Here is a 22628-nt window from a genome sequence, read left to right on the forward strand (position 1 = left end):
GTAAAGTGAATATGTCCGAAAACCCTTCCTCCGCGCTTTTTTCATCATCCTCGGACCAAGGCGAGTCCTATCTCGCACGTCTGAACCCCGAACAACGCGCCGCGATTGAAACCACGGACGGCCCCCTGCTGGTTCTGGCGGGTGCCGGCACAGGCAAAACACGGGTTCTGACCACACGCTTTGCCCATATTCTGCTGACAGACCGCGCCAAACCCTGGCAGATTCTGGCTGTTACCTTTACCAACAAGGCTGCCAAGGAGATGCGCGAGCGCGTCTCTTTCCTGCTCGGCAGCCCGGCGGAAGGGTTATGGCTCGGCACCTTTCATGCCCTGTGCGCCCGCATGCTGCGTCGCCATGCCGACTATGTGGGGCTGACCAGCAGCTTCACTATTCTGGATACGGACGACCAGCTCCGCCTGCTCAAGCAAATTATTGTGCCCTGGCAGATTGATACCAAACGCTGGCCCGCCCCCGGCATTCTGGGCGTGATCCAGCGCTGGAAAGATCGTGGGCTGACGCCTGAGCGCGTGACAGATTCGGAAGATTCCGACTTTGCGGATGGCCATTGCCGCGCCATCTACAAAGCCTATCAGGAACGGCTGATCCAGCTGAACGCCTGTGACTTTGGAGACCTGATGCTCCATGTCACGGAAATTCTGCGCACCCGGCCCGATGTGCTGGCGCAGTATCATCGTCTGTTCCGCTACATTCTGGTGGATGAGTATCAGGACACCAACACCGTCCAGTATCTCTGGCTGCGTCTGCTGGCCCTGCGCCCCGGTGAGCCGTCCAACATCTGCTGCGTGGGGGATGATGATCAGTCGATCTACTCCTGGCGTGGCGCGCAGGTGGGCAACATTCTGCGGTTTGAAAAGGATTTCCCCGGCGCGCAGATTGTCCGGCTGGAACGCAACTACCGCTCTACCCGCCATATTCTGGGCGCTGCTGCCGGTTTGATTGCCCATAATGATGAACGACTAGGCAAAACCCTGCGTTCTGGCCGCGAGGATTCTGACGGCGAGAAGGTGCTGGTGATCGGCGTTGGCGATTCCGACCATGAAGCCCGCGATGTCTGCGGCATGGTCGAGAAAATGCAGCGTGACGGGCATTCCTTGGGGGAAATGGCCATCCTCGTCCGGGCTGGGTTCCAGACACGCGCGTTTGAAGAAAAGCTGGTCCAAAGCGGCGTGCCTTACCGCATTGTCGGCGGGGTGCGGTTCTATGAACGCGCTGAAATCCGCGATGCGCTGGCCTATATGCGCGTGCTCAACCAGCCTTCGGATGATCTGGCGTTTGAGCGTATTCTCAACACCCCCAAACGCGGCATGGGGCCTGCGGGTGTGCAAAAACTACACGCCGCAGCCCGCAGTCATCAGGTTCCGCTGACCGCCGCCACCCAGATCCTGCTGGCCGAAAAAATCCTGAAAGGGAAAGTGGGCGATCAGGTGCGCGCCCTGATGACCGCACTGGACACCACGCGCGACATTCTGGCGCGTGAAGGCCATGTGGTGGCCGTGGAGCATCTGCTGGAAGAAAGCGGCTATCTGGCCATGTGGCAGGCCGATAATTCGCCCGAAGCCCCCGGACGGCTTGAAAACCTGAAGGAACTGGTCCGCGCTCTGGCTGACTTCGGCACGCTGGGCGAGTTTCTGGAACATGTGGCACTCGTCATGGAGCATGACGAAAATGCCGGAGAAGCTCGTATCTCCCTCATGACCCTGCACGGGGCCAAAGGGCTGGAGTTTGATGTCGTCTTCCTGCCCGGCTGGGAAGAAGGCGTCTTCCCCTCCCAGCGCACGCTGGATGAAGGCGGGAATTCCGGGCTGGAGGAAGAGCGTAGGCTTGCCTATGTAGGCATTACCCGTGCGCGCAAACACGCCATGATCTTCCACGCAGCCCGGCGACGGATCTATGCCAACTGGCAGGATTCCATGCCCAGCCGCTTTCTGGATGAACTGCCGGATGAGCATGTCATCCGGCACGGCGAACGCGACGCCAACCTCCGCGGCCTGCGCGCCACAGACTCCGTCTTTGCAGGCGGCGCACCGCTCATCGCCCGCAGACGGCGCGACCCGCTGGCAGGAAACACGCCCACCTTCCAGCTGGGCGAGCATGTTCGCCACCCGCGCTTTGGGGAAGGCATTATTGTCTCAGCCGATCACCACCATGTTGATGTCGCGTTTGAAGGCGTCGGCATCAAACATCTCCTCTCCTCCTTTTTAGAGAAACTTTAATGGCCGTTGCTCCCCGTCGTCACGCCACCGCTCTGGAAACGGTTGCGGTCACCGTTCCGGAACCTGCTGTCGAAGCTTATGAAAACGCCATCGGCAGCGTCTGCACCACGGTTGGTATTTTTGAAGCCAACCCGGAAGGCACGCTCTGGCGCGTGGAAGGCGTGAAAGACGCCGGACATCGGGAAGATGAACTGGCCGTAGCCCTCGTTCTGGCCCAGTTAACCAGCGGCGTGGACGCCACGCTGGAACGCGCCGCCACAGAGGCCGAAGGCTGGCTGGCCCGCACCTATGAATCCTTCCCCGAGCAGGATGTCGGGCAGCGCTTTGTCATCCGTGGCACCCATCTGCCGGACGTAAAGCACCCGACCCGCATTGCCCTGACGCTTGATGCCGGTGTGGCCTTTGGCTCTGGCGAGCATGGCTCCACCCGCGGCTGCCTGCGTGCTCTGGAGCGCATTGCCTACCGCAAGCCCCGCAAAATTCTGGACCTGGGCTGCGGCTCCGGCATTCTGGCGATGGCGGCAGCGGCCCTGCTGCACAAAAAGGTTCTGGCGGTTGATATTGAGCCCTGGTCCGTCCGCGTGGCGGCACAGAATGCCGAACGCAACGGGCTGGGCCGCGCGCTCACCTGCCGTCTGGGTAATGGCTGGCAAACCCCGGAAATCCGCCACAATGCCCCGTATGATCTGGTGTTTGCCAATATTCTGGCCCGCCCGTTGTGTCTGATGGCCAAGGATCTGGCCCATAATCTGGCCCCCGGCGGCACGGTCATTCTAGCTGGCCTGCTCCGCACCCAGATCCGCATGGTTCTGGCCGCGCATCGCAGGCTTGGGCTGGTGCTGGAACACACCTTTACAGAGGGTGACTGGGCCACTCTGGTCCTGCGTCGCCCCTACGGCCCCAAGGCCTGAAAAACGCGCCTGCATGGCCCTCCCATGCAGGCTTTTTTATTTCGCCCGTTCTTTTGAGACATCATTTTGAGGTCTGTCATGCCGTCCGCTTCCGCCTCCCGCCTCGCTGCCCTGCGCACCCTCCTGAAACAAAATGAACTTGATGGGCTAATTATCCCCCATAGCGACGAATTTCTTGGGGAATACACGCCCGCCTGCGCGGAACGTCTGGAATGGCTAACTGGCTTTAGCGGTAGCGCAGGGATGGCACTCGTGCTGGCAGACTCCGCCGCCGTGTTCTCGGATGGCCGCTACATCACCCAGATGGACCAGCAGGTAGATGGCTCCTGCTGGGAACGCCAGCATATCTACCAGACGCCGCCCCCCGCATGGCTGGCCCAGAAAGCCCCGAAAAATGCCCGCATCGGGTATGACGCCCGCATTATGAGCAGCGCGGAACTACGGCCCTTTACAACGCTTTCCGGCATCACGCTGGTTCCCACCAACGGCAATCTGACAGATGTGCTGTGGACCGATCGCCCGGCCTTCCCCGCAGCACCGGCCACCATCCACCCGCTGGTTTATGCAGGCGAGTCCTCTCAGGATAAACGCACCCGTCTGGGCAAGGCTTTGGCAGAAGCCGGGCAGGCCGCCGCTGTGCTGAGCGATTCGGCCTCTATTGCATGGCTGCTGAATATTCGCGGCACGGATATCCCCTGCACCCCGGTTGTTCTGGCCTTCGCCGTGCTGCACGCCGATACCTCGGTCGATCTGTTCCTACAGGGCAGCAAGCTCCCCGCAGACGTGCGGGACTGGCTGGGGGCAGACGTGCGCGTGCACGAGCCCGAGGCTCTGGAAAGCGTTCTGGCCACCCTCAGCGGCAAAACCGTGGGCGTAGACCCAGCCAGCAATGCCGTCTGGTTTGCTGAAACGCTGACGCGCCACGGGGCCACCATGCAGGAAAGCCCGGACCCGTGTGTGCTGCCCAAAGCCCGCAAAAACACGACGGAACAGGCAGGCACCCGCAAAGCGCATCTGAAAGACGGCGTCGCTCTGTGCCGCTTCCTGCACTGGCTGGATACGGAAGAGGCCCGCGGCACCACGGAGCTTAAAGCCGCCACCAAACTGGATGCCTTCCGCGCAGAGGGTGCGGACTATCGGGGCGAGTCCTTCCCCGCCATTTCCGGCGCGGGGCCGAACGGCGCCGTCATCCATTACCGCGTCACCCCGGAGAGCGACCGCCCCCTGAACGCGAATGAAGTCTATCTGATTGATAGCGGCGGCCAGTATCCGGAAGGCACGACGGACGTCACCCGCACGGTCTGGACCGGCCCGGACGCGCCTCCTGCCCGCCTGAAGGAAACCTTTACCCGCGTGCTGCGGGGCAATCTGCGCCTTGGCCGCGCCCGCTTCCCCGCAGGCACCACAGGCCACGCGCTGGATGCACTGGCGCGGTATGACCTGTGGCAGGCCGGTCTGGATTATGACCACGGGACAGGCCACGGCGTGGGCAGCTTCCTCTCCGTGCATGAAGGCCCGGCGCGGATTTCCAAAAATCCCTCCGCCATCACGCTGCAGGAGGGCATGATTCTCTCCAATGAGCCCGGCTATTACGAGCCGGGTGCCTACGGCATCCGTCTGGAAACACTGGTTCTGGTGCGTGAGAAAGCTGGTGAGAACCGCCCCGGCTACGCGTTTGAGACACTGACCCTCGCGCCGTTTGACCGCCGCCTGATCGACACAGCGCTTTTAGGGGAAGAAGACTGCCAGATTCTGGATGCCTACCATGCGCAAATCATGGACCAGATTGGCCCTCACATGCCAGATGAGGCCAAAAACTGGCTGAAAACGGCTTGCGCCCCACTCAACAGGGCGTGAGAGAACGGGTTATTCGCAACTGGTCACGCAATTGGGAATCGCCTGCCGGACCGAAGAAGAGCAGAAAAGCTGCGAAGTGAAGGGAGCTTCCAGAATGACGACAGACAGCAAAACCATCCCCGCTACTCTTATCGCCGGTGATGGGATCGGCCCTGAGATTGTTGAATCGGTTACCGAACTTCTTGACGCCGTCGGTGCCCCGTTTGTGTGGGACCGCCAGCTTGCCGGCATGGCCGGGGTGGATGCGGTCAATGACCCGCTGCCCAAACAGACCATCGAGAGCATCCGCCGCACCGGCCTTGCTCTGAAAGGCCCGCTGACCACACCGGTGGGTGGTGGCTTCAAATCCATCAACGTCACACTGCGTCAGGAATTCGGGCTGTTTGCCAACCTGCGCCCCACCAAGACGATTGTTCCCGGTGGCAAGTTCGACAAGATTGATCTGGTCCTGTTCCGTGAAAATCTTGAAGGCTACTACGCCGCCATGGAACATTACGTTCCGGTTGGTGACGACCCGAAGGGCATTGCCCTGAGCACCGGCTTCAACTCCCGTGTTGAGTGCCGCCGCATTGTGAAATTTGCTTTTGAGTATGCGCTCAAAAACAACCGCAAGACGGTAACCCTCGTCCACAAAGCCAACATCCTCAAACTGCTGACCGGCCTGTTCCTTGAAGAAGGCCGCAAGGTTGCTGAGGAATATAAAGGCCGCATCGCCTTTAACGAGCGGATTGTGGATGCCTGCGCCATGCAACTGGTCCTCAACCCCTGGCAGTTCGACGTGATTGTCACCACCAACCTGTTTGGTGACATCCTGTCCGATCTGACGGCGGGCCTTGTTGGCGGTCTGGGCATGGCTCCGGGTGCAAACATTGGTGAAAAAGCAGCGGTGTTTGAAGCTGTGCATGGCTCTGCGCCTGACATTGCCGGACAGGGCATTGCCAACCCGCTGGCCCTGCTGCTGGCTGCCGTCATGATGCTCCAGCATGTGGGCCGTCAGGATCTGGCAGACCGAATTGACCACGCCATCAAGAAGGTCATTACGGAAGGCCCCGTCCGCACGAAGGATCTGGGCGGTAATGCTACGACGAAAGATCTCACAGCCGCTCTCAAACAGCAGCTCGTCTGATCACCCTGAAAAACGGGAGCGCGGCTTTGTCCGCCTCCCGTTTTTTCTGAGCATTTTTAAGTGTTCACGACAGTTTTTTGACACGTGTTTCGCTGTCATGCGTATCATCACCCGCATGATACCCAGCTTTCCCGGTCAATGGCCCATCCTGCGGCTTTCCCCCTCCTGCACCATTACGGTCACCCCGCATGTGCCCCGGCATACGGCGGAAACAGAGACCGAAATTACGCGCATCTGGGCTGAAGCCTGCCAGAAAACCCCCGCTCTTTTTAACGGCTGCGTTTTCTCAGCAGACCGCGTAACCTGCACCGAAATTTCCGGCCACTGGACGGACTATCGCTCGGTTCTCGCACAAATGAAAAACCCGGCTTTGTTCACCCAACTCCGGCTGCAACCACTCGCCGTCATTGGCCTGCTGGAAACGCCGGAAGGCTATGTTCTGGGCCGACGCAACCCATCTTCATTATATCAGGGCAATTTCTGGCAAAGTCCGCCAGCAGGCAGCATTGAACGACGCGGGGAAAGCACAGCCGTCCATCTGGACGAACAGCTTCTGGCGGAAGCTGAGGAAGAACTCGGCCTGAAAGCTGAAGCCCTCACCATCGGCGCACCGCAACTCATCGCCCGCCATCCGGGCACCCGTATTCTGGATATCGGCATCCCCATGCGCACCTCACTGTCTTTCAACACGGTCGAGACGCACTGGAAAAACGGGGCCAATCAGGAATATGACCAGCTCGCTCTGGTGCCCCATGCGGAGATTGACGCATGGCTGATCCGACCGGACCTGCTCCCGACCTCCCGCGCGCTGCTGGCAGCCGCCCGCTCATGACAACTCAGCCTGCCCCTAAGCCCCCAAACAGCACAGAACAGGCTGGCCCCAGCCCAAACCTGATCCGAGTCATTGCGGCGGCGTGCGGGCTGATTGTTGCTAATCTCTATTATGCGCAGCCTCTGGCCGGGCCTATCAGCGCAACACTTGGCATGCCGGAAAGCCAGTCCGGCCTGATCGTCACCATCACGCAGATTGGCTACTGCCTCGGCCTGCTGCTGATTGTCCCGCTGGCCGATTTGCTGGAAAACCGCAGCCTGATTGTGTGGATGACGCGGCTGGTCATGCTCGCACTGCTGGCCTTACCCTTTTCACACCACCCACTACCCTTCCTGCTTGCCATCGGGCTAGTTGGCATTTTGTCCGTCGCAGTACAAATTCTGGTGCCGTTTGCCGCCAGTCTGGCCCCGGAAGCCATACGCGGGCGGGTGGTCGGCAATGTGATGAGCGGCCTGATGCTGGGCATTATGCTAGCCCGCCCCGTCTCCAGTTTTGTGACGGAATTTTCGTCCTGGCACACCATTTTCCTGATCTCTGCCGGGATCATGCTGGTGCTGTCCATCCTACTCCAGCGCATTTTGCCTGAGCACAAACCCACGACTCACACGCCGTATGGCACCCTGCTCCGCTCCATGGGCACACTGCTGTTCACCACAAGAGTTTTGCAACGACGGGCGTTTTATCATGCCTGCCTGTTTGGGGCTTTTAGTCTGTTCTGGACAGTAACGCCCCTGCTTCTGGCGGCTCCCCCGTTCCTGTTTTCTCAGGGACAGATTGCATTATTTGCTTTTGTGGGTGTTGCGGGAGCGATTGCAGCCCCTATTGCCGGACGCATTGCCGATAGAGGCTGGACATGGCCTGCTACCCTCGCCGCCATGGCGCTGGTTTCCCTCGCCTTTCTGACAAGTGCTGTCATGCCGCAGTCTGTTTTTATCGTCGTGCTGGCACTGGCGGGGATTGTGATTGATTTTGGCGTCACCGCCAATCTGGTGCTGGGGCAACGCGCCCTGTTTGTGCTGCCCGCAGAAAACCGCGCCCGCCTGAACGGGCTTTATATGGCGATTTTCTTCATGGGCGGCGCTGCTGGCTCAGCCCTTGGCAGCTGGGCTTACGCCTACGGCGGCTGGCCACTGGCCTCTGCTCTGGGGGCAGCTTTGCCCGCGCTCGCTTTTGCCGTCTGCCTGACGGAAAAGCGGCGCTAGGCAGGATTATTTAATTTCAATCCCGATCTGCTTGATATCATGGAAGGTGATATCCGGGTTTTGTTCCTGCGTGCGGCGCATCATAAAGGCTGATGTGGCCAGGAACACCGGATCATCATCCAGATCATCCGCCATGGAAGAGCGGTTTGCCATGGCAAAGGCTTCAATTTTCTCACGCGGGCCAGTCACCCAGCGGGCCAGAGAAAATGGAATGCCATCAAACCCAATCGCCACACCATATTCCGCCTTCAACCGTGCCTGAAGCACGTCAAGCTGAAGTGTGCCGACCACCCCCACAATCGGCTGCGCGCCATCCTGCGGTTTGAAGAGCTGCACCACGCCTTCTTCCGCCAGCTGGGTGAGCGCCTGCTTCAGCTTCTTCGCCTTCATGGCGTCATCCAGCCGGACACGACGCAGAATTTCCGGGGCAAAATGCGGCACACCGGTAAATTTCAGGTCTTCACTCTCCGTCAGCGTATCGCCAATACGCAGCGTGCCGTGGTTGGGAATCCCCACCACATCGCCCGCAAAGGCTTCTTCCGCCAACTGGCGGTCCCGCGCAAAAAAGAACTGCGGGGTATGCACGGCAAAATTCTTACCCGTGCGGCTATGGCGCAGCCGCATGCCGCGCGTCAGCTTGCCAGAACAAATCCGGGCAAAGGCAATACGATCCCGATGGTTGGGGTCCATATTGGCCTGAATTTTAAAGACAAGCGCGGTCATGCCTTCTTCATCAGCCTTGACCGTGCGGCTTTCGGCAACCTGATCCCGCGGGGACGGCCCGAACGCGACCAGCGCGTTCAAAAGGTCCGTCACGCCAATTTCCTTCATGGCGCTCCCGAAGAAAACCGGCGTCAGATGCCCGGCGTCAAAGGACTCCCGGTCAAACTCAGGCAGAGCCGCTTCTGCCAGTTCCAGCTCTTCTGAAAGCTGCACCATGCGCGGGTCGGACTGAGCCAGCGTTTCCTGCGTATGCACTTCTTTGGTGCGCAGGTCATACGTGCCAACAAACCCGGCAGCGCGGCCAATCGGCCATGTGGCGGGTGCCGTATCCAGCGCAAGAGCGGACGCAATTTCATCCAGCAGCGCAAACGGGTCCTGCGCCTCACGGTCCATCTTGTTGATGAAGGTGACAATCGGAATATCGCGCAGACGGCAGATTTCGAACAGCTTGCGCGTCCGGTCCTCAATACCTTTGGCGGCGTCAATCACCATCACGGCAGAGTCCACAGCCGTCAGCGTGCGGTAGGTATCTTCCGAGAAGTCTTCATGGCCCGGTGTGTCCAGCAGGTTGAAAATGCACCCGCCATATTCAAAGGTCATCACGGAGCTGACAACGGAAATCCCACGGTCACGCTCAATGGACATCCAGTCAGACCGGGTGCGCCGCCGCTCACCCTTGGCCCGCACGTTCCCCGCCAGCTGAATAGCGCCACCTGCCCGCAGAATGCGTTCCGTCAGCGTGGTTTTACCAGCATCCGGGTGCGAGATGATCGCAAACGTACGGCGGCGGGCAATTTCCGTGCTGAGGTCAGGTGCGAGCGTTTCAGACATGACAGACAATCCGGCTGGAAAAGATACGGGGTAAAACGGCAAACGCCGGATGGAGAGAAAAACCCTCCACCCGGCGCAGCACAAATCGGGCCGAAGCGCCGATTAACGAGAGTAGTATTCGACCACCAGGTTCGGTTCCATCTGCACCGGATACGGCACATCAGCGAACTTCGGACCACGGACGAACGTGCCCTTCATCTGACGGTGATCAACGTCCATGTATTCCGGAACGTCGCGTTCACCCGTCTGGGTGGCATCCAGCACGATGGCCAGCTGCTTGGACTTTTCACGGATTTCGATCACGTCCCCGTCCCGCACCAGATAGGAGGGGATGTTCACCTTGCGGCCGTTGACCGTGATGTGGCCATGGCTGATGAACTGACGCGCAGCGAACGGCGTGATGGCGAATTTCATGCGGTAGATAACCGCATCCAGACGACGCTCGAGCAGGTTGATCAGGTTTTCAGACGTATCGCCCTTACGACGCACGGCTTCCTGATAGTAGCGACGGAACTGCTTTTCGCTGATGTTACCGTAGTAACCCTTCAGCTTCTGCTTTGCCATCAGCTGGACAGAGTAGTCAGACGGCTTGCCTTTACGGCGCTGACCATGCTGACCCGGGCCGTATTCACGACGGTTAACCGGGGACTTCGCACGGCCCCACAGGTTAACGCCAAGACGGCGGTTAATCTTATATTTGCTCTCGAGGCGCTTGCTCATAGGGCGCTCTTCTCTTCTCTGTCTGCGTGAGCCACAGTCTTATCTGTGTCTCATCATGATACCGGTAGTCTCCGTCCCCCGTGGATCAGAGCGGGCGCAGTCCGTATCACCGGCAGGTGGGAGCATCTGTCCACCTGCATCGGCCGTCCTGTCCACATTCCCGGCAATGGGAGCAGCCATTACGGAAAGCGGGGCTTTCTGTCAACTCATCCCCGCCTGCCTGCTCATACCAGATAATGGCATGCCACCCCGCTCAGAGCCCAAAATGCGTGCCTTTACAGATAGTATTTCCGCCCTATGTGCCTTAGATTGTTCCATGATTTTCAGAAACACGTCTAAAGAATAAGGAAAAACCACCATGCCGTTCGCTAAAAAATGGGCGATGTTTGTCGCTCTGGGCGCGGTGCTGATTGCGCTGGGCTTTATTGCCTGCGTGGATGCCATTTCCGTCACGCTGGCCAGCACAATTTTTATTGGCATTCTGCTGATTATTGCCGGCGCTTTTCAGGTCGCCCATGCTTTTGCCGTGCGGGAATGGGGTGGCGTCCTGTTCTCCGTGCTGTTCGGCCTGCTTTATATCGCAGCAGGCGGCATGATTATTGAAGAACCCGCCACCGGCTCGGTGATGATCACCCTGTTTGCTGCCGCCTGCTTTATTGTGGTGGGTGTGATGCGCAGCCTTATGGCCATCCAGTATCGCAGCCTGCCCGGCTGGGGCATTGTGCTGGCTGGCGGGCTGATCAGCCTCGTCGTGGGGCTGTCCCTGTATTTCACCCTGCCCTGGTCCGGCCTGTGGCTGATTGGCACCTTTGTGGGGGTTGAACTGATTACCAGCGGCATCGGCTGGCTCCAGTTCGGTCTGGCTCTGCGCCAGAGCGACGTGCGCCCGCCTATCAGCCGGCTGTAAGAACTAACCGGTCCTTGAAGGCCAAAAAAGGCGCTTTGCTTCATGCAGAGCGCCTTTTTTATGAGCTCCTAATTCAGTACCCAGCACCGGGACGTCGGAACGTTCTGGTCAGAGTGTGTAAACGGTGCCGTCAGCACGCACAAAATAGCTTTCCGGTCTTTTCTGAGCGTAAAAATCGCCCCTTTTGCCACATGGCTGGCGGTCGTGATGACATATCCATCCGTCAGCAAATCGGACAAGGACCGACTCTCCGGGGCCAGTTTTGTGGGCACCTCCAGAGAACTGTAAGCATTTTTGGAACCGGCCTCTGGGAACCCGTCCTCAGCCGCCTGTGCATAGGCAAAAGCGGGCAGCATCAGCAGCACTGCCACAGCAAATTTAGAGACTACGGCCATATCTGCACTCCGTTTCAATCTACCCCAGAACCTGCCCGACCATACGCCCAATACCGGCAAACGCAGTCCTGAACTGTTCTTCAACCGGATGGCCGCCACGGGTGTAAACGCTGAGAATAATCGGCCTTTGGGGAGCCGCCCATGCAACAGCAATATCGCTGACCGCGTCACGCCCGTTATTGCCGGTTTTGTCTCCCACACCCCAGCCTTCCGGCAAACCTGCGCGCAGCCGGTGGGCTCCGGTGCGGCACCCTTTCAGCCAGTCCGTCAAAAGCGTGCGGGAGGACACGGAGAGCGTATCCCCAAACAGCAGATGCTCTAACGTGCCAGCCATAGCGCGGGGCGTTGTTGTATTGCGTAAACCGCCCGGTGGGGTTCTGTTCAGAACGGGCTCCCAGTCATCCAGACGGGTTTGCGCATCCCCCAGAGACCGCCAGAAGCGCGTCAGCATGGCCGGACCACCGACGCGAGCCAGCAACAGATTGGCGCAGGCATTATCACTCTGCTCAAGCGCCGCCTGACACAGGGTTCGGACTGTCAGGCCACCAGCCTCAACATGAGCCTGCGCCACAGGAGCATAGGCAGCTTTTTCAACATCTGCCTGCGTATACGGCACCACTTCCTCAAGCCGTTCCTTGCCCTGATCCACTCGCAGGAGAACCAAAGCGACAAGGGAGGCCTTGAACGTGCTGCACACGGCAAATCGTTCATTCTCCCGCCATGTCAGGGCCTGCCCCGTCACCAGATTGCGGGCATAAACGCCAATACGCCCTCCGGTTGCGTCCTCATACTCAGACAGGACAGAGGCTACTCTAGGGGCCGCACAGGCAGGAAGCGCCATCACAACAGGCGCACAGGCCAAAAATTTCCGACGAAACAGCATGAAAGTTTCAGTGTCCTTTTCGGTGGCTCTGACACAGTCCATCCAGCAGCACCTCCAGCGCAGCCTGCACCGGATCTGGCCCAACCTTTTCTTCAAGAAGCTGACCGTTCATGGCCAGCATAGCCAGACCATGCACTTGCGCCCAGCTTGCTGCCGCCAGCGCCGTAAGAGCAGCAGGCCGAAAGCTCCCATCCTGTTGCCCCTCTTGCAAAAGGCGTAACAGAACCCCGAACGTCGCCATAGCGGCCTCATGCAGCCGTGGGTCCGCGGCCTTATCCGCATCGGCACTGAACATCAGGCGATACAGGCCGGGGTTATGCTGTGCGAACGCAATACAGGCCTGAGCACCAGCAACAAGTTTCCCGCGAGCGGAAACCGGGCCTGAGGACAACGCTGCCACCATAGCCTGCTCAAGCCGGACGAACCCAATCCGGGCCAGTTCCCGCAAAAGCGCGTCTTTATCCTGAAAATGCTTGTAAGGCGCTGCGTGGCTCACACCGGTACGGCGTGCCACTTCCCGCAGCGTAAAAGTCCAGTTCTGATCGGCGGCCAGCATGGCAAGGGCTGCATCGATCAGGGCGCGATGCAGATCCCCATGGTGGTAGGATCGGCGCTTGGTATCACTCATTCGTGAGGCCTATGTTTACAAGAGAAACTTTATTGACGCGAGCTTGTTGTTCTCCCTAACCTGCCCAGAAAAGTTTTCCCTGTAAACATGGAGGACGCAATGTCCGACACTGTTCCCGCTCCCACACCTTCTTCTGAATTGTCCCGCCTTCTCGGCCTCCAGCGCGCCGCCTTCCTGCGGGACGGACCACCCGATCTGGCTCAGCGTCGGGCCGCGCTGCGCCGTCTGAAAGCGGAAATTCTGAGGCGACGCACAGAAATTACCCGTGCCCTGAACACAGATTTCGGCCAACGCTCGGAGCGGGAAAGTGCGATTGTGGAACTCATCCCGCTGGTGCAGTCCATCACTTACCTCATCCGACATGTGGGGCACTGGATGCAGCCGGAACGTCGCCACGTTTCTGCATATTTCCAGTTTGGGCGCGCATGGGTTATCCGCCAGCCGGTCGGCGTCGTGGGCATTATCGCCCCGTGGAATTATCCGGTCTCCCTTGCCCTTGTCCCGCTGGCCACGGCCATTGCGGCAGGTAACCGCGCGATGCTCAAACCCTCGGAACTCACGCCCGCCACCTCGGCCATCATCGCAAAAATCGTCCGGGCTGTGTTTCCACCGGAGCAGGTTTCCGTTGTTCTGGGAGATGCGGACGTGGGGACGGCCTTCTCAGCCCTGCCGTTCGACCACCTCCTGTTTACAGGCAGCACAGCGGTCGGGAAGAAAGTGGCTGCCGCCGCCGCCCGCAACCTGACGCCGGTCACGCTGGAACTGGGCGGCAAGTCTCCCGTGGTGATCGAACCCGGTTTTTCCATGCAGCAGACGGCAGAGCGGATCGCCTTCGGCAAACTGACCAATGCCGGGCAAACCTGCATCGCGCCGGATTATGTCCTGCTGCACGAACAGGATCAGGAGCGTTTTGCACAAGCCTATCAGGACGCCGGGCACAAACTCCACCCCAACGGATATACCGGCTCACCTGATTACACAGCTATCCTCAACACGCATCATTACGAGCGGCTTAGCGGTCTGATCCATGATGCTGAGGCGCAGGGAGCAAAGGTCATTCGGCTGGGGCAGGACGCACCTGCTAAGCATCTCCTTGCCCCTGTTCTCCTGCTGAATGTCACGCCCGAAATGGCAGTCATGCAGGAAGAAATTTTCGGCCCCGTCCTGCCTGTGCTGACCTATCGCCACCTTGATGAAGCGATTGCCTTCATCAACGCCCGCCCCCGGCCTCTGGCCTTGTATTACTTTGGAGGCAAGCGCGCAGAGCGGAACAAAGTGCTGAAGCGTACGGTTTCAGGCAACGTCACGCTCAACGGGACATTGCTGCACTACGCTCAGGACGATCTGCCCTTTGGTGGCGTGGGAGATAGCGGCATGGGCGCCTACCACAGCAAGGAAGGCTTCATCGCCCTCACCCATCCACGCGGCATTTACAAGCAGGGGCGGTTCAACGCCGCCACCCTCCTCAAGCCTCCGTTTGGAAAGCTGACGGACCTCATCACGAAATTTATTCTGCATTAAAAAAAGCCAGAGCATTCAGATGCTCTGGCTTTTTTGCCTCAGTGTGAAGACGAGGACGATGAGGACGCTTCTGATTTATTCTCCGCCTCATTCTTAGGCGGCTCGTTAGACGGCGGCGGTGGCATTTTGCTATCCAGCTTCAGCAGTGCTTTTGCCGCCAGCCCGGGCCCCTCTACGCCCTTCTCGGTCGGAGGAGCCCCCGGCACCAGCTTGATGGCCCGTTCGCCCTCTTCACGCTTGCGCCGCAGCCGTTCAATATTTTCCAGCACCAGCGGATATTCTTCCACCAGCCGCTTAAAGCGAGACGCGCTGATAACCATGAAGTGCCCAAACTGCACAGCACGGATATTGGCCGGGCACCGCTCGTTATTAATGGTGGAAAGCGCGCCAATCAGGTCACCCGCGCCGTAGAGCACATCCCGCTCCGCCACATGCGATTCCGCCAGCCCCGCGCTGATGAAGTAGATATTGCGGATCTTACGTCCACGGCGGCAGATCAGCTCCTGCGGGGCCACAAAACGCAGAGACGTGGTTGTTGCCAGATCATGCAGTTCCGCATTGGGCAGCCCCCGGAACACAGCCGCATGTTTCAGGCGGCTTTCAATCCCGCTGCGCAGGTCAAAGCTCAGCGGCTTGTCCAGCCGGTGGCGGCGGCGCTCCAGCTCTTTCAGCAACTCACGGTTCAGTTCGTCACTAATCAGAGATTCCGCCAGCAGGGAGTCATACTCCTCCCCTTCCAGCCGCAGGACAATCTGCCGGAAAATTCGGTTTTCCAGCGCCTCCGAATAGCCATGATAATGCAGCCGCAGGGTTTCCAGTGCCTCATCCAGCAGCTTCCGCTGCCGTTGCAGCACCTCCGCCACAACCTCACCAATACGGCTGCCCAGCGTCGGCTCCAGCCGCTCGCTCATAAAGCGCGTGAGTGAGATGGAGACGAAATGCGCCACCATCAGCATTTCAAAACGCTCCGCCATGCACAGCATCAGGGGCCGGTCGATGCGCAGGTTTTTATGAATCCACTGCGCGGCCTTAAAGCGCAGAGACGGGCTCAGCCGCTTACGCAGGGCGCGCACATACCCCAAGCGCCCTTCCAGCCGAGCGCCGTCAATCGCGGCTTCGGATGACCGGAGCAAGGTTTCCATCACCCGACGAGACAGGCCCTGAATCCGGAACAGGTCCAGCAGAACCGACCGCTCCTGACTGGCAATGGTAATCAGCGCCAGGTTCACGCGCTGTGTATCCCCCAGCGCGGTATCGAACGAGTTGGCGGCCTGTTCCTCATGCGCCCTGCGGTCCACCTGCTCAATAACGGTGCCGGTCGCATCCGTGGAAAAGCCCAGCCCATCGGCCAGCTTTTCTGCCCGGTCCTTCACATTTTCCAGACCAATGCTCAGCACCTGATGCCGCATGGCTTCATCAATGGGTGAAAGCTTATCGAGCTTGAGGAACAGCACCAGAGAGCGCAGCGTGGTGCCATTCAGCAGCAGCGTAATCAGCACGAAGCCGGTTGCGAGAATACCGATAAAGTGGGCCACAGGCGTAGAGACGCGCTCGTTCTCCGTCACCGCCAGCGCCAGTGCCAGCGTAATGGCCCCGCGCAAACCGCCCCAGACCATGGTGACCTTGAACGGTGTCGGCACAGGGGGCGCCAGCTTGGTCATGGCGAGAAAAGGCAGCAGACCAAACACCACTGCCCCACGGGCCGCCAGCCCTGCAACACTGGCAATCAGAATCAGCACGCAGTCCCAGCGCGTCATGCCCACCAGCAGATGCGGCACCAGCATGGAGGCCAGCACGAACACCAGAGACCCGGCCCAGAATACAAGCTGCTGCCAGAGCTGGTTGAGGAAGAGCCATGTCTGCGGTCGGACCGTGGATGGCCCGTAGACCGATAGCGTCAGCCCTGCAGCTGCCGTGGCAACCACGCCGGACACGCCCAGAAATTCGTCAGAAACAATATAGGCCACATAAGGGAGTGCCACGGTCAGCGTAATTTCCGCCGCTGCCGAGCCACCGAGGGCCGTAATCATCATCAGGGTCAGTTGCCCGAAGACCACACCCACAATCAGCGCGCCGACAAAGGAGATCACAAACGAGATCACCGCCTCGCCGGGATGAATGGCGTGGTGCAGCGTGACGGACGGCAGCAGGATGGAGAAGATGGAAATGGCCGCCGCGTCATTCAGCAGCGCCTCACCTTCCACCAGACGCGTCAGGCGCGTTGCGGCCCCGATATCGCGGAAAATCCCGGCCACAGCGGACGGGTCGGTGGTCGCCACAATGGAGCCCAGCAGCAGGCAGACAACCAGCGGCATTTCTGCAAACGGATAAAGCGCCAGCCCGATCGCACCCGTGGAGACCACAACAGCCACCACAGCCAGCAACAGAACGGTCGCGGCCTCATGCGCCAGACGCCGCACATCAATAGCCAGCGCGCCCTGAAAGACCAGCACAGGCAGGAAGATCAGCAGGAACGCTTCACTGTTGATGGGGAAGTCGAGCAGCGTTTCCGCAATGCCGTTCAGCGCAGACGTATGCGTGGTGCGCAGAGCGAGGTCCGCCAGACTGCCGATAATAATGCCGACAATAGCCAGCAACACGGTTTCAGACAGTTCCAGCCTGCGGGCAATAGGCTGCACCGTGCTGACAATGACAAGAAGAAGCGCAATGGCAAGCAGTACCGCAGCCAAACCCGTTACCGCCATACCCTCTTTGCTCCTCCAGCCAGATTATTCTGCAATCAGATCTTCCTGTTACACGGTGATAAGGCACCAGAAAGGCAGACGTTCCAGAATGTGAGTGTCTTTTAACACACTCTTTTGGCGAAAACCTACCGCCCCCGGCGCGTTTCCTGCCTTGCAGAATGGCTCTGCCGTGGGGTGAGCCTCGCTGCAATGTGACTTTATTCTGACATGCGGCAGCTATGCCACACCCCATATTGGGAAAAGGACGCCAGACCTCCGCACCACGGCATGAGGCCGGCATGAACAATCGGGATGCGTATCATGACCTCATCACCCAAAATCACAGACTGCCCGGTGGGCCTGACCGCAACGGGGTTCCGCATGGAGCGGGATTCAATGGGCGAAATCAAAGTGCCCGCAGACAAATACTGGGGGGCACAGACGCAGCGCAGCCTCGTGCATTTCTCCATTGGGGAGGACCACATGCCCCTGCCGCTGTGCCATGCCTATGCGGTGGTCAAAAAAGCCGCGGCTCTGGTCAACGCAGCAGACGGACGGATGCCACAATGGAAGGCTGATCTGATTGCCCGCGTGGCGGATGAAATTTGTGACGGCAAACTGGACGCGCATTTCCCGCTCTATGTCTGGCAGACAGGCTCCGGCACCCAGACCAACATGAATCTGAATGAAGTCATCGCCAATCGCGCCATCCAGCTTGCAGGGGGTGAAGTCGGCTCCAAAACACCGGTCCATCCGAATGATGATGTTAATATGGGGCAGTCGAGCAATGACTCCTTCCCCACCGCCATGCACGTCGTCACGCTGCTGGAAATAGAAGACCGGCTGATCCCCGCGGTGGAAGCCCTGAGCGACAGTATCCAGAGCAAAGCCGAGCAGTGGATGAATGTTGTCAAAATTGGCCGCACCCATCTGCAGGACGCCGTGCCGCTTACTGTCGGGCAGGAATGGTCCGGCTGGGCCTGCATGCTGGAAGATGCTCTGGCCAACCTCCGCACTGCGCGCGAGGGTCTGTTCCAGCTTGCCGCCGGGGGCACCGCAGTCGGCACAGGGCTGAATGCGCCTGCCGGCTTCAGCAAGGCCATTGCCAGCAAAATTGCCGAGCTGACAGGCCGTCCGTTTGTCACCGCACCCAATAAATTCGCGGCTCTGGGCGGGCTGGACGCCATGGTCCGGGCCTCTGCCGGCTTACGCGGGCTGGCGGTCCCCCTCCTGAAAATTGCTAATGACATGCGCCTGCTGGCCTCCGGCCCCCGCTGCGGGCTTGGAGAACTGCATCTGCCGGAAAACGAACCCGGCTCTTCCATCATGCCCGGCAAGGTCAACCCGACCCAGTGTGAGGCCATGGTGATGATCGCCTCTCAGGTTCTGGGCAATGATGCCACCGTGGGCTTTGCCGCCAGCCAGGGCCAGCTGGACCTGAACGTGATGCGCCCGGTCATTCTGGCCAACTGCCTGCACAGCATCCGCATTCTGGCGGATGGCTGCCGGAATTTCAGAGTGTTCTCTGTAGAAGGAACGGAACTGAATGAGCCGCGTCTTGCTCAGTATGTGAATGGCTCCGTCATGCTCGTCACCGCCCTCAGCCCTGCCATCGGGTATGACAAGGCGGCGGACATTGCGCATCGGGCCATGGAGCAGAACCTCAGCCTGCGGGAGGCTGCCGTGCAGTCAGGCTATCTGGACGGTGAGGCCTTTGACAAGCTGGTTAACCCGCTGGATATGGTGGGCAACGGCGTAGCCGGGGCCTGACAGACATCCCTTTCGTCCCACCCCAAATCCCGGTATGGTTTCCCGATGAAACGTTTTCCTCTTTCTGCACGGTTGATGATGCCGGGTGTGTTTCTGTTCAGTCTGCTCGGGCTCGCTGCCTGCGCAGATGATCATGACCACCACTATTACCACCCCAGAACACACCACGGGGAACGCGGGCCGAGCTGGTACCGCCCCCCCACCAACCCCACGACACAACGCTAAGGAACCGCAGGATTATGGAAGGCAAACTCGTGCGGCTTGGCATTGTGATCGTCACGCTGATTCTGGGCATTTTTCTGGTAAGTTCCCTCTACAAGAACTTCTCTCACCTTATAGACCAGCCACCGGGGCAGACTGATCAGCCCGCGGTGAATGACGCTCCGGCCGAAAAACCTTAAAGAGGGGCAGGAATGCGCGCCTTCCGCACGCTAAGGCACCGGGGCGTGCACCGTTACTGTTTCGCTGTTCTGCTGGCTGGCCTGACAACAGCCGCCAGCATGGCAACGGCCACGGCACAAACAGCCGTTGACCAAACGCCTGAAACACTGGCCGCGCATCGGGGCGGCACGCTCAGGCTGGTCGCTGCAGCGTCCGGCGGCACACTGGACCCACAGATCAATTACACCAGCAAATACATCAACCTGTATGCGGTGGTGTATGACGGGCTGACGACCTTCCGCAAAGTTACCGGCCCCGGTGGGAATGATGTCGTAGCCGATCTGGCCGAAACACTTCCTGCCCCGCAGGATGGCGGTCTGACCTATGTGTTCACCCTCCGCCCCAATATCCGCTTTTCCAACGGCCAGCTTCTGACCACAGCAGATGTTGCCGCCTCCTTCCGGCGCATTTTCCGGGTTGGCTCTCCGACAGCTGGCTCCTTTTATTCCGCTATTGCGGGTGCCGATGCCTGCCTGCGCAGCCCATCCACCTGCACGCTAAAGGAAGGCATTACGGAAGACCCGGCACACCGCACCGTTACCTTCCACCTTGCCCGGCCTGATACGGAATTTTTGCAGAAACTAGGCTTTACACACGCCGTCATTCTGCCCGCCGGAACCCCGGACCACGATCTTGGCAACGTGGCCGCCCCAAGCACCGGCCCGTATCGGATCACGACGTATGACCCGAACAAATTCCTGCATCTGGACCGCAACCCGTATTTCCGGGTGTGGGACGCTCAGGCCCAGCCCGAGGGCTACCCGGACCGCATAGAATACAGCTTCGGCATCCCGGATGAAGCCGCCGTGACCGCTGTTGAAAATGGCCAGTATGACTGGCTGGCGGACACGGTCCCCATGGACAGGCTGGGCGAACTGGGGAGCCGCTTTACAGCGCAAACCCATGTGGCACCCCATCCGGCCATGTATTTCATCCCGATGAACGTCAATCTGCCGCCCTTTAACCAGCTTAAAGCACGGCAGGCCGTTAACTACGCGCTCAACCGCAAGGCGATGGTCATTCTGTATGGCGGCCCCGGTATTGCCCGGCCTCTGTGCGGCATGTTGCCCTCGTCCTTCCCCGTCGCGTCTGACCAGTGCTTCTACACCCGCGGCGCGTCTCCTTCCGCCCCTGCGGCGCAATGGTCCGCACCGGATCTGGAAAAGGCCCGCGCTCTGGTGCGGGAAAGCGGGACTGCCGGGCAGCACGTCACGCTGGTAACGGCCAATACGAGCATCGATTACGCCATGGGCACATGGCTGCGCGACATGCTGCAAAGCATTGGCTATCAGGCCACGCTCCGTCCGCTCAGCAGTTCCATGGCGTTCAACTACATGCAGAACTCCGGCAATCATGTGCAGATTGCCCTCAAGGACTGGTCAGCGGACTATCCGTCCCCCTCCAACTTTCTGGATGACCTGCTGGGCTGTGAGAACTTCCATCCCAATTCGGACAGTTCCATCAACATTCCCGGCTTTTGTGACAAGCGCATTCAGGCGCTGATGGACCGCGCCAAAACGGACGTCTCCCTTACCCAGCACCAGAGGGATGAACTCTGGCGAGAGGTGGATCATCTGGTGATGGAACAGGCCCCCATCGCCCCGGCGATTGAGAAAGATGATGTCATCATCACCTCACCGCGCCTGAAGAATTTCTTTTACACTCAGGTCAATAAGCTCTTTTTCTCACAGGTGTGGCTGCAGTAGTCACTGCGCCTTCACCCGCGTCAATTCTCTTCCCATCGAGAGCCGCCGTCCGTCCCGACCCGCTTTATCCACAGAATCTGTGGATGAAAGTCGGGACAACAATGGGATGAGTACGGGATGACTGCGCATATCCCCCCACATCAGACTGGCGAGAGGATTTTTCTGCCCCCAGCGAGGGCGCTATTCCTTAGGCGTTCCCGGCTGCGCAAGCTGATCCAGCCGCCCGAGCGCCATGGTTCGCACGCGCGCCGGAATAGGCACGTAATCCAGCTTGCGGCTGGCATCCTCACCATTTGTCAGCCCCCAGCGGAAGAACGTCCGGACTGCCTGCCCGTGTTCCGTACCCGCCAGATGCTGCGGCACCAGAACATAGGTTGTGGTCACAATCGGCCATGCCCCCTCGCCCTGAGTGTCGGACAACGCTGCTGTCAGAGTTTTATCGTCCCACTGAGCAGAGTCTGCTGCTTTAGCAAAACTCTCTGCCGAGGCCGTTACAAAACCCCCCGCCTTGTTCTGCAACTGCACCATCGGCAGGTGGTTGCGCTCGGCATACGCATATTCCACGTAGCCAATGCTACCTTCCGTGTTGGCCACGTAGGACGCAATGCCGTCATTCCCACGAGCACCAGACCCGGCTGGCCAGTCAACCGATGTCCCACGCCCGACGGCCGTGCTCCACTCAGAAGAAACCCGGCCAAGATAGTCGGTAAACACAAAGGTTGTGCCGGACCCATCGGCCCGATGTAGTGCCGCGACAGGCAGATCAGGCAGTTTGAGGCTGGGGTTAAGCTCCACAATGCGCGGATCATTCCAAGAGCTGATGCTGCCATCATACAGACCAGCCAGCACCGGGCCTGTCAGGCGTAACGCCCCATCGGGCACACCCGGCACATTTACAATCACCACAATGCCGCCAATGCCTGTGGGAAACTGCATCAGATGCCCGGTTTCCAGCTTTTCCGGTGCCATCGGCGCATCAGAGGCCCCGAAATCCACCGTGCCAGCCAGCACCATGTTCTGCCCGGCCCCGGAGCCGATGGTCTGGTAATTGACCCTCACCCCGGTGCTTGCGGACGAAGCCGCAGACCATGCCTGATAAAGCGGGGCCGCAAAGCTCGACCCAGCCCCGGTAATCTCTTCCGCCCGCAGGTTTTGAGCACCGCACAAAAGCACCGTGGCAGAAAGCAGTGCCAGCTTTACCCCATTTCTCAGGAGTGTCGTCCGGTGTGTCATCCCTGCTGCTCTCCGCTTCCGGTT

19 protein-coding genes are annotated in these 22628 nt (G+C 59.6%); 12 read left to right on the forward strand and 7 right to left on the reverse strand.

Annotated features, from left to right (window positions below; translation table 11 throughout):
- Nucleotides 1-11 precede the first annotated feature (11 nt).
- The 6 genes from AD930_RS15995 to AD930_RS16020 all read left to right on the forward strand — a co-directional run bounded on the left by AD930_RS15995 (nucleotide 12) and on the right by AD930_RS16020 (nucleotide 8162).
- On the forward strand, nucleotides 12-2234 hold the full coding sequence (locus AD930_RS15995) for an ATP-dependent helicase (RefSeq protein ID WP_061507045.1): 2223 nt from the start codon (nucleotides 12-14) through the stop codon (nucleotides 2232-2234).
- Nucleotides 2234-3145 carry a 50S ribosomal protein L11 methyltransferase gene (locus AD930_RS16000; protein WP_061507046.1) on the forward strand — a complete coding sequence of 304 codons (912 nt, stop codon included), beginning with the start codon at nucleotides 2234-2236 and terminating at the stop codon, nucleotides 3143-3145. Before AD930_RS15995 ends, AD930_RS16000 begins: the two co-directional genes overlap by 1 nt.
- A 78-nt stretch (nucleotides 3146-3223) precedes the next feature.
- On the forward strand, nucleotides 3224-5002 hold the full coding sequence (locus AD930_RS16005; protein WP_061507047.1) for an aminopeptidase P family protein: 1779 nt from the start codon (nucleotides 3224-3226) through the stop codon (nucleotides 5000-5002).
- Between the two features lie 94 nt (nucleotides 5003-5096).
- Nucleotides 5097-6128 (forward strand): isocitrate/isopropylmalate dehydrogenase family protein, encoded by a 1032-nt coding sequence (locus AD930_RS16010; protein ID WP_061507048.1) that lies wholly within the window; start codon nucleotides 5097-5099, stop codon nucleotides 6126-6128.
- Nucleotides 6129-6225: 97 nt separating this feature from the next.
- On the forward strand, nucleotides 6226-6960 hold the full coding sequence (locus tag AD930_RS16015; RefSeq protein ID WP_244150634.1) for an NUDIX hydrolase: 735 nt from the start codon (nucleotides 6226-6228) through the stop codon (nucleotides 6958-6960).
- The gene (locus AD930_RS16020; RefSeq protein ID WP_244150635.1) at nucleotides 6897-8162 is read left to right on the forward strand and encodes an MFS transporter; all 1266 of its coding nucleotides are present in this window, start codon (nucleotides 6897-6899) and stop codon (nucleotides 8160-8162) included. Before AD930_RS16015 ends, AD930_RS16020 begins: the two co-directional genes overlap by 64 nt.
- A gap of 6 nt (nucleotides 8163-8168) precedes the next feature.
- On the opposite strand, the gene AD930_RS16025 is transcribed toward AD930_RS16020, so the two are convergent.
- Both AD930_RS16025 and rpsD read right to left on the reverse strand, forming a co-directional pair.
- On the reverse strand, nucleotides 8169-9716 hold the full coding sequence (locus AD930_RS16025; RefSeq protein WP_043552391.1) for a peptide chain release factor 3: 1548 nt from the start codon (nucleotides 9714-9716) through the stop codon (nucleotides 8169-8171).
- Nucleotides 9717-9818: 102 nt separating this feature from the next.
- Nucleotides 9819-10436: a 30S ribosomal protein S4 gene (gene rpsD, locus AD930_RS16030; RefSeq protein WP_043552390.1), complete on the reverse strand. Its 618-nt coding sequence runs from the start codon at nucleotides 10434-10436 to the stop codon at nucleotides 9819-9821.
- A 358-nt stretch (nucleotides 10437-10794) separates the two neighbouring features.
- Here rpsD and AD930_RS16035 point away from each other — a divergent pair, with 358 nt between their 5' ends.
- Nucleotides 10795-11343, forward strand: coding sequence for an HdeD family acid-resistance protein (locus AD930_RS16035; protein ID WP_043552389.1), 549 nt, complete (start codon nucleotides 10795-10797; stop codon nucleotides 11341-11343).
- A 68-nt stretch (nucleotides 11344-11411) separates the two neighbouring features.
- Here AD930_RS16035 and AD930_RS16040 read toward each other — a convergent pair whose 3' ends face one another.
- Genes AD930_RS16040 through AD930_RS16050 form a run of 3 tightly spaced genes read right to left on the reverse strand, consistent with a single transcriptional unit; the run spans nucleotide 11412 to nucleotide 13249 of the window.
- Nucleotides 11412-11738: a hypothetical protein gene (locus AD930_RS16040; protein ID WP_061507049.1), complete on the reverse strand. Its 327-nt coding sequence runs from the start codon at nucleotides 11736-11738 to the stop codon at nucleotides 11412-11414.
- A 19-nt stretch (nucleotides 11739-11757) separates the two neighbouring features.
- A complete protein-coding gene (gene bla, locus AD930_RS16045; protein WP_244150636.1) occupies nucleotides 11758-12621 on the reverse strand; it encodes a class A beta-lactamase in 864 nt (287 codons plus the stop codon).
- Between the two features lie 7 nt (nucleotides 12622-12628).
- Complete coding sequence (locus tag AD930_RS16050) at nucleotides 12629-13249, reverse strand: TetR/AcrR family transcriptional regulator (protein WP_061507050.1); 621 nt, start codon at nucleotides 13247-13249, stop codon at nucleotides 12629-12631.
- 99 nt (nucleotides 13250-13348) lie between these two features.
- Between AD930_RS16050 and AD930_RS16055 the strand changes: the two genes are divergently transcribed.
- Nucleotides 13349-14770, forward strand: a complete 1422-nt coding sequence (locus AD930_RS16055) for a coniferyl aldehyde dehydrogenase (RefSeq protein WP_061507051.1) — start codon at nucleotides 13349-13351, stop codon at nucleotides 14768-14770.
- A gap of 38 nt (nucleotides 14771-14808) precedes the next feature.
- Here the strand turns inward: AD930_RS16055 and AD930_RS16060 are convergent, their stop codons facing one another.
- Complete coding sequence (locus AD930_RS16060; RefSeq protein WP_061507052.1) at nucleotides 14809-17475, reverse strand: cation:proton antiporter; 2667 nt, start codon at nucleotides 17473-17475, stop codon at nucleotides 14809-14811.
- Nucleotides 17476-17775: 300 nt separating this feature from the next.
- On the opposite strand from AD930_RS16060, the gene fumC reads away from it, so the two are divergent.
- The 4 genes from fumC to AD930_RS16070 are packed head-to-tail and all read left to right on the forward strand — an operon-like array spanning nucleotide 17776 to nucleotide 21371.
- Nucleotides 17776-19224 (forward strand): class II fumarate hydratase, encoded by a 1449-nt coding sequence (gene fumC / locus AD930_RS16065; protein WP_061507168.1) that lies wholly within the window; start codon nucleotides 17776-17778, stop codon nucleotides 19222-19224.
- A 45-nt stretch (nucleotides 19225-19269) separates the two neighbouring features.
- A complete protein-coding gene (locus AD930_RS17985) occupies nucleotides 19270-19449 on the forward strand; it encodes a hypothetical protein (protein WP_156477178.1) in 180 nt (59 codons plus the stop codon).
- A 14-nt stretch (nucleotides 19450-19463) separates the two neighbouring features.
- Nucleotides 19464-19625, forward strand: coding sequence for a hypothetical protein (locus tag AD930_RS17990; RefSeq protein WP_156102591.1), 162 nt, complete (start codon nucleotides 19464-19466; stop codon nucleotides 19623-19625).
- 12 nt (nucleotides 19626-19637) lie between these two features.
- Complete coding sequence (locus AD930_RS16070) at nucleotides 19638-21371, forward strand: ABC transporter substrate-binding protein (protein WP_082781957.1); 1734 nt, start codon at nucleotides 19638-19640, stop codon at nucleotides 21369-21371.
- Between the two features lie 180 nt (nucleotides 21372-21551).
- Here AD930_RS16070 and pstS read toward each other — a convergent pair whose 3' ends face one another.
- Entirely contained in the window at nucleotides 21552-22604 is a 1053-nt protein-coding gene (gene pstS, locus AD930_RS16075; RefSeq protein WP_061507053.1) for a phosphate ABC transporter substrate-binding protein PstS, read from the reverse strand.
- Nucleotides 22605-22628: the final 24 nt, after the last annotated feature.

The organism is Acetobacter malorum, from assembly GCF_001580615.1.
Lineage (GTDB): Bacteria > Pseudomonadota > Alphaproteobacteria > Acetobacterales > Acetobacteraceae > Acetobacter > Acetobacter malorum.

Bases quoted from the DNA above. Each gene is read 5' to 3' on its own strand.
- AD930_RS16035 (WP_043552389.1), top strand. From the start codon at position 10,795: ATGCCGTTCGCTAAAAAATGGGCGATGTTTGTCGCTCTGGGCGCGGTG.
- AD930_RS16025 (WP_043552391.1), bottom strand. From the start codon at position 9,716: ATGTCTGAAACGCTCGCACCTGACCTCAGCACGGAAATTGCCCGCCGC.
- rpsD (WP_043552390.1), bottom strand. From the start codon at position 10,436: ATGAGCAAGCGCCTCGAGAGCAAATATAAGATTAACCGCCGTCTTGGC.
- AD930_RS16020 (WP_244150635.1), top strand. From the start codon at position 6,897: ATGGCTGATCCGACCGGACCTGCTCCCGACCTCCCGCGCGCTGCTGGC.
- AD930_RS17985 (WP_156477178.1), top strand. From the start codon at position 19,270: ATGAAACGTTTTCCTCTTTCTGCACGGTTGATGATGCCGGGTGTGTTT.
- AD930_RS16070 (WP_082781957.1), top strand. From the start codon at position 19,638: ATGCGCGCCTTCCGCACGCTAAGGCACCGGGGCGTGCACCGTTACTGT.
- AD930_RS16015 (WP_244150634.1), top strand. From the start codon at position 6,226: ATGCGTATCATCACCCGCATGATACCCAGCTTTCCCGGTCAATGGCCC.
- AD930_RS15995 (WP_061507045.1), top strand. From the start codon at position 12: ATGTCCGAAAACCCTTCCTCCGCGCTTTTTTCATCATCCTCGGACCAA.
- pstS (WP_061507053.1), bottom strand. From the start codon at position 22,604: ATGACACACCGGACGACACTCCTGAGAAATGGGGTAAAGCTGGCACTG.
- AD930_RS16040 (WP_061507049.1), bottom strand. From the start codon at position 11,738: ATGGCCGTAGTCTCTAAATTTGCTGTGGCAGTGCTGCTGATGCTGCCC.
- AD930_RS16005 (WP_061507047.1), top strand. From the start codon at position 3,224: ATGCCGTCCGCTTCCGCCTCCCGCCTCGCTGCCCTGCGCACCCTCCTG.
- AD930_RS17990 (WP_156102591.1), top strand. From the start codon at position 19,464: ATGGAAGGCAAACTCGTGCGGCTTGGCATTGTGATCGTCACGCTGATT.
- AD930_RS16055 (WP_061507051.1), top strand. From the start codon at position 13,349: ATGTCCGACACTGTTCCCGCTCCCACACCTTCTTCTGAATTGTCCCGC.
- AD930_RS16000 (WP_061507046.1), top strand. From the start codon at position 2,234: ATGGCCGTTGCTCCCCGTCGTCACGCCACCGCTCTGGAAACGGTTGCG.
- AD930_RS16050 (WP_061507050.1), bottom strand. From the start codon at position 13,249: ATGAGTGATACCAAGCGCCGATCCTACCACCATGGGGATCTGCATCGC.
- fumC (WP_061507168.1), top strand. From the start codon at position 17,776: ATGACCTCATCACCCAAAATCACAGACTGCCCGGTGGGCCTGACCGCA.
- AD930_RS16060 (WP_061507052.1), bottom strand. From the start codon at position 17,475: ATGGCGGTAACGGGTTTGGCTGCGGTACTGCTTGCCATTGCGCTTCTT.
- bla (WP_244150636.1), bottom strand. From the start codon at position 12,621: ATGCTGTTTCGTCGGAAATTTTTGGCCTGTGCGCCTGTTGTGATGGCG.
- AD930_RS16010 (WP_061507048.1), top strand. From the start codon at position 5,097: ATGACGACAGACAGCAAAACCATCCCCGCTACTCTTATCGCCGGTGAT.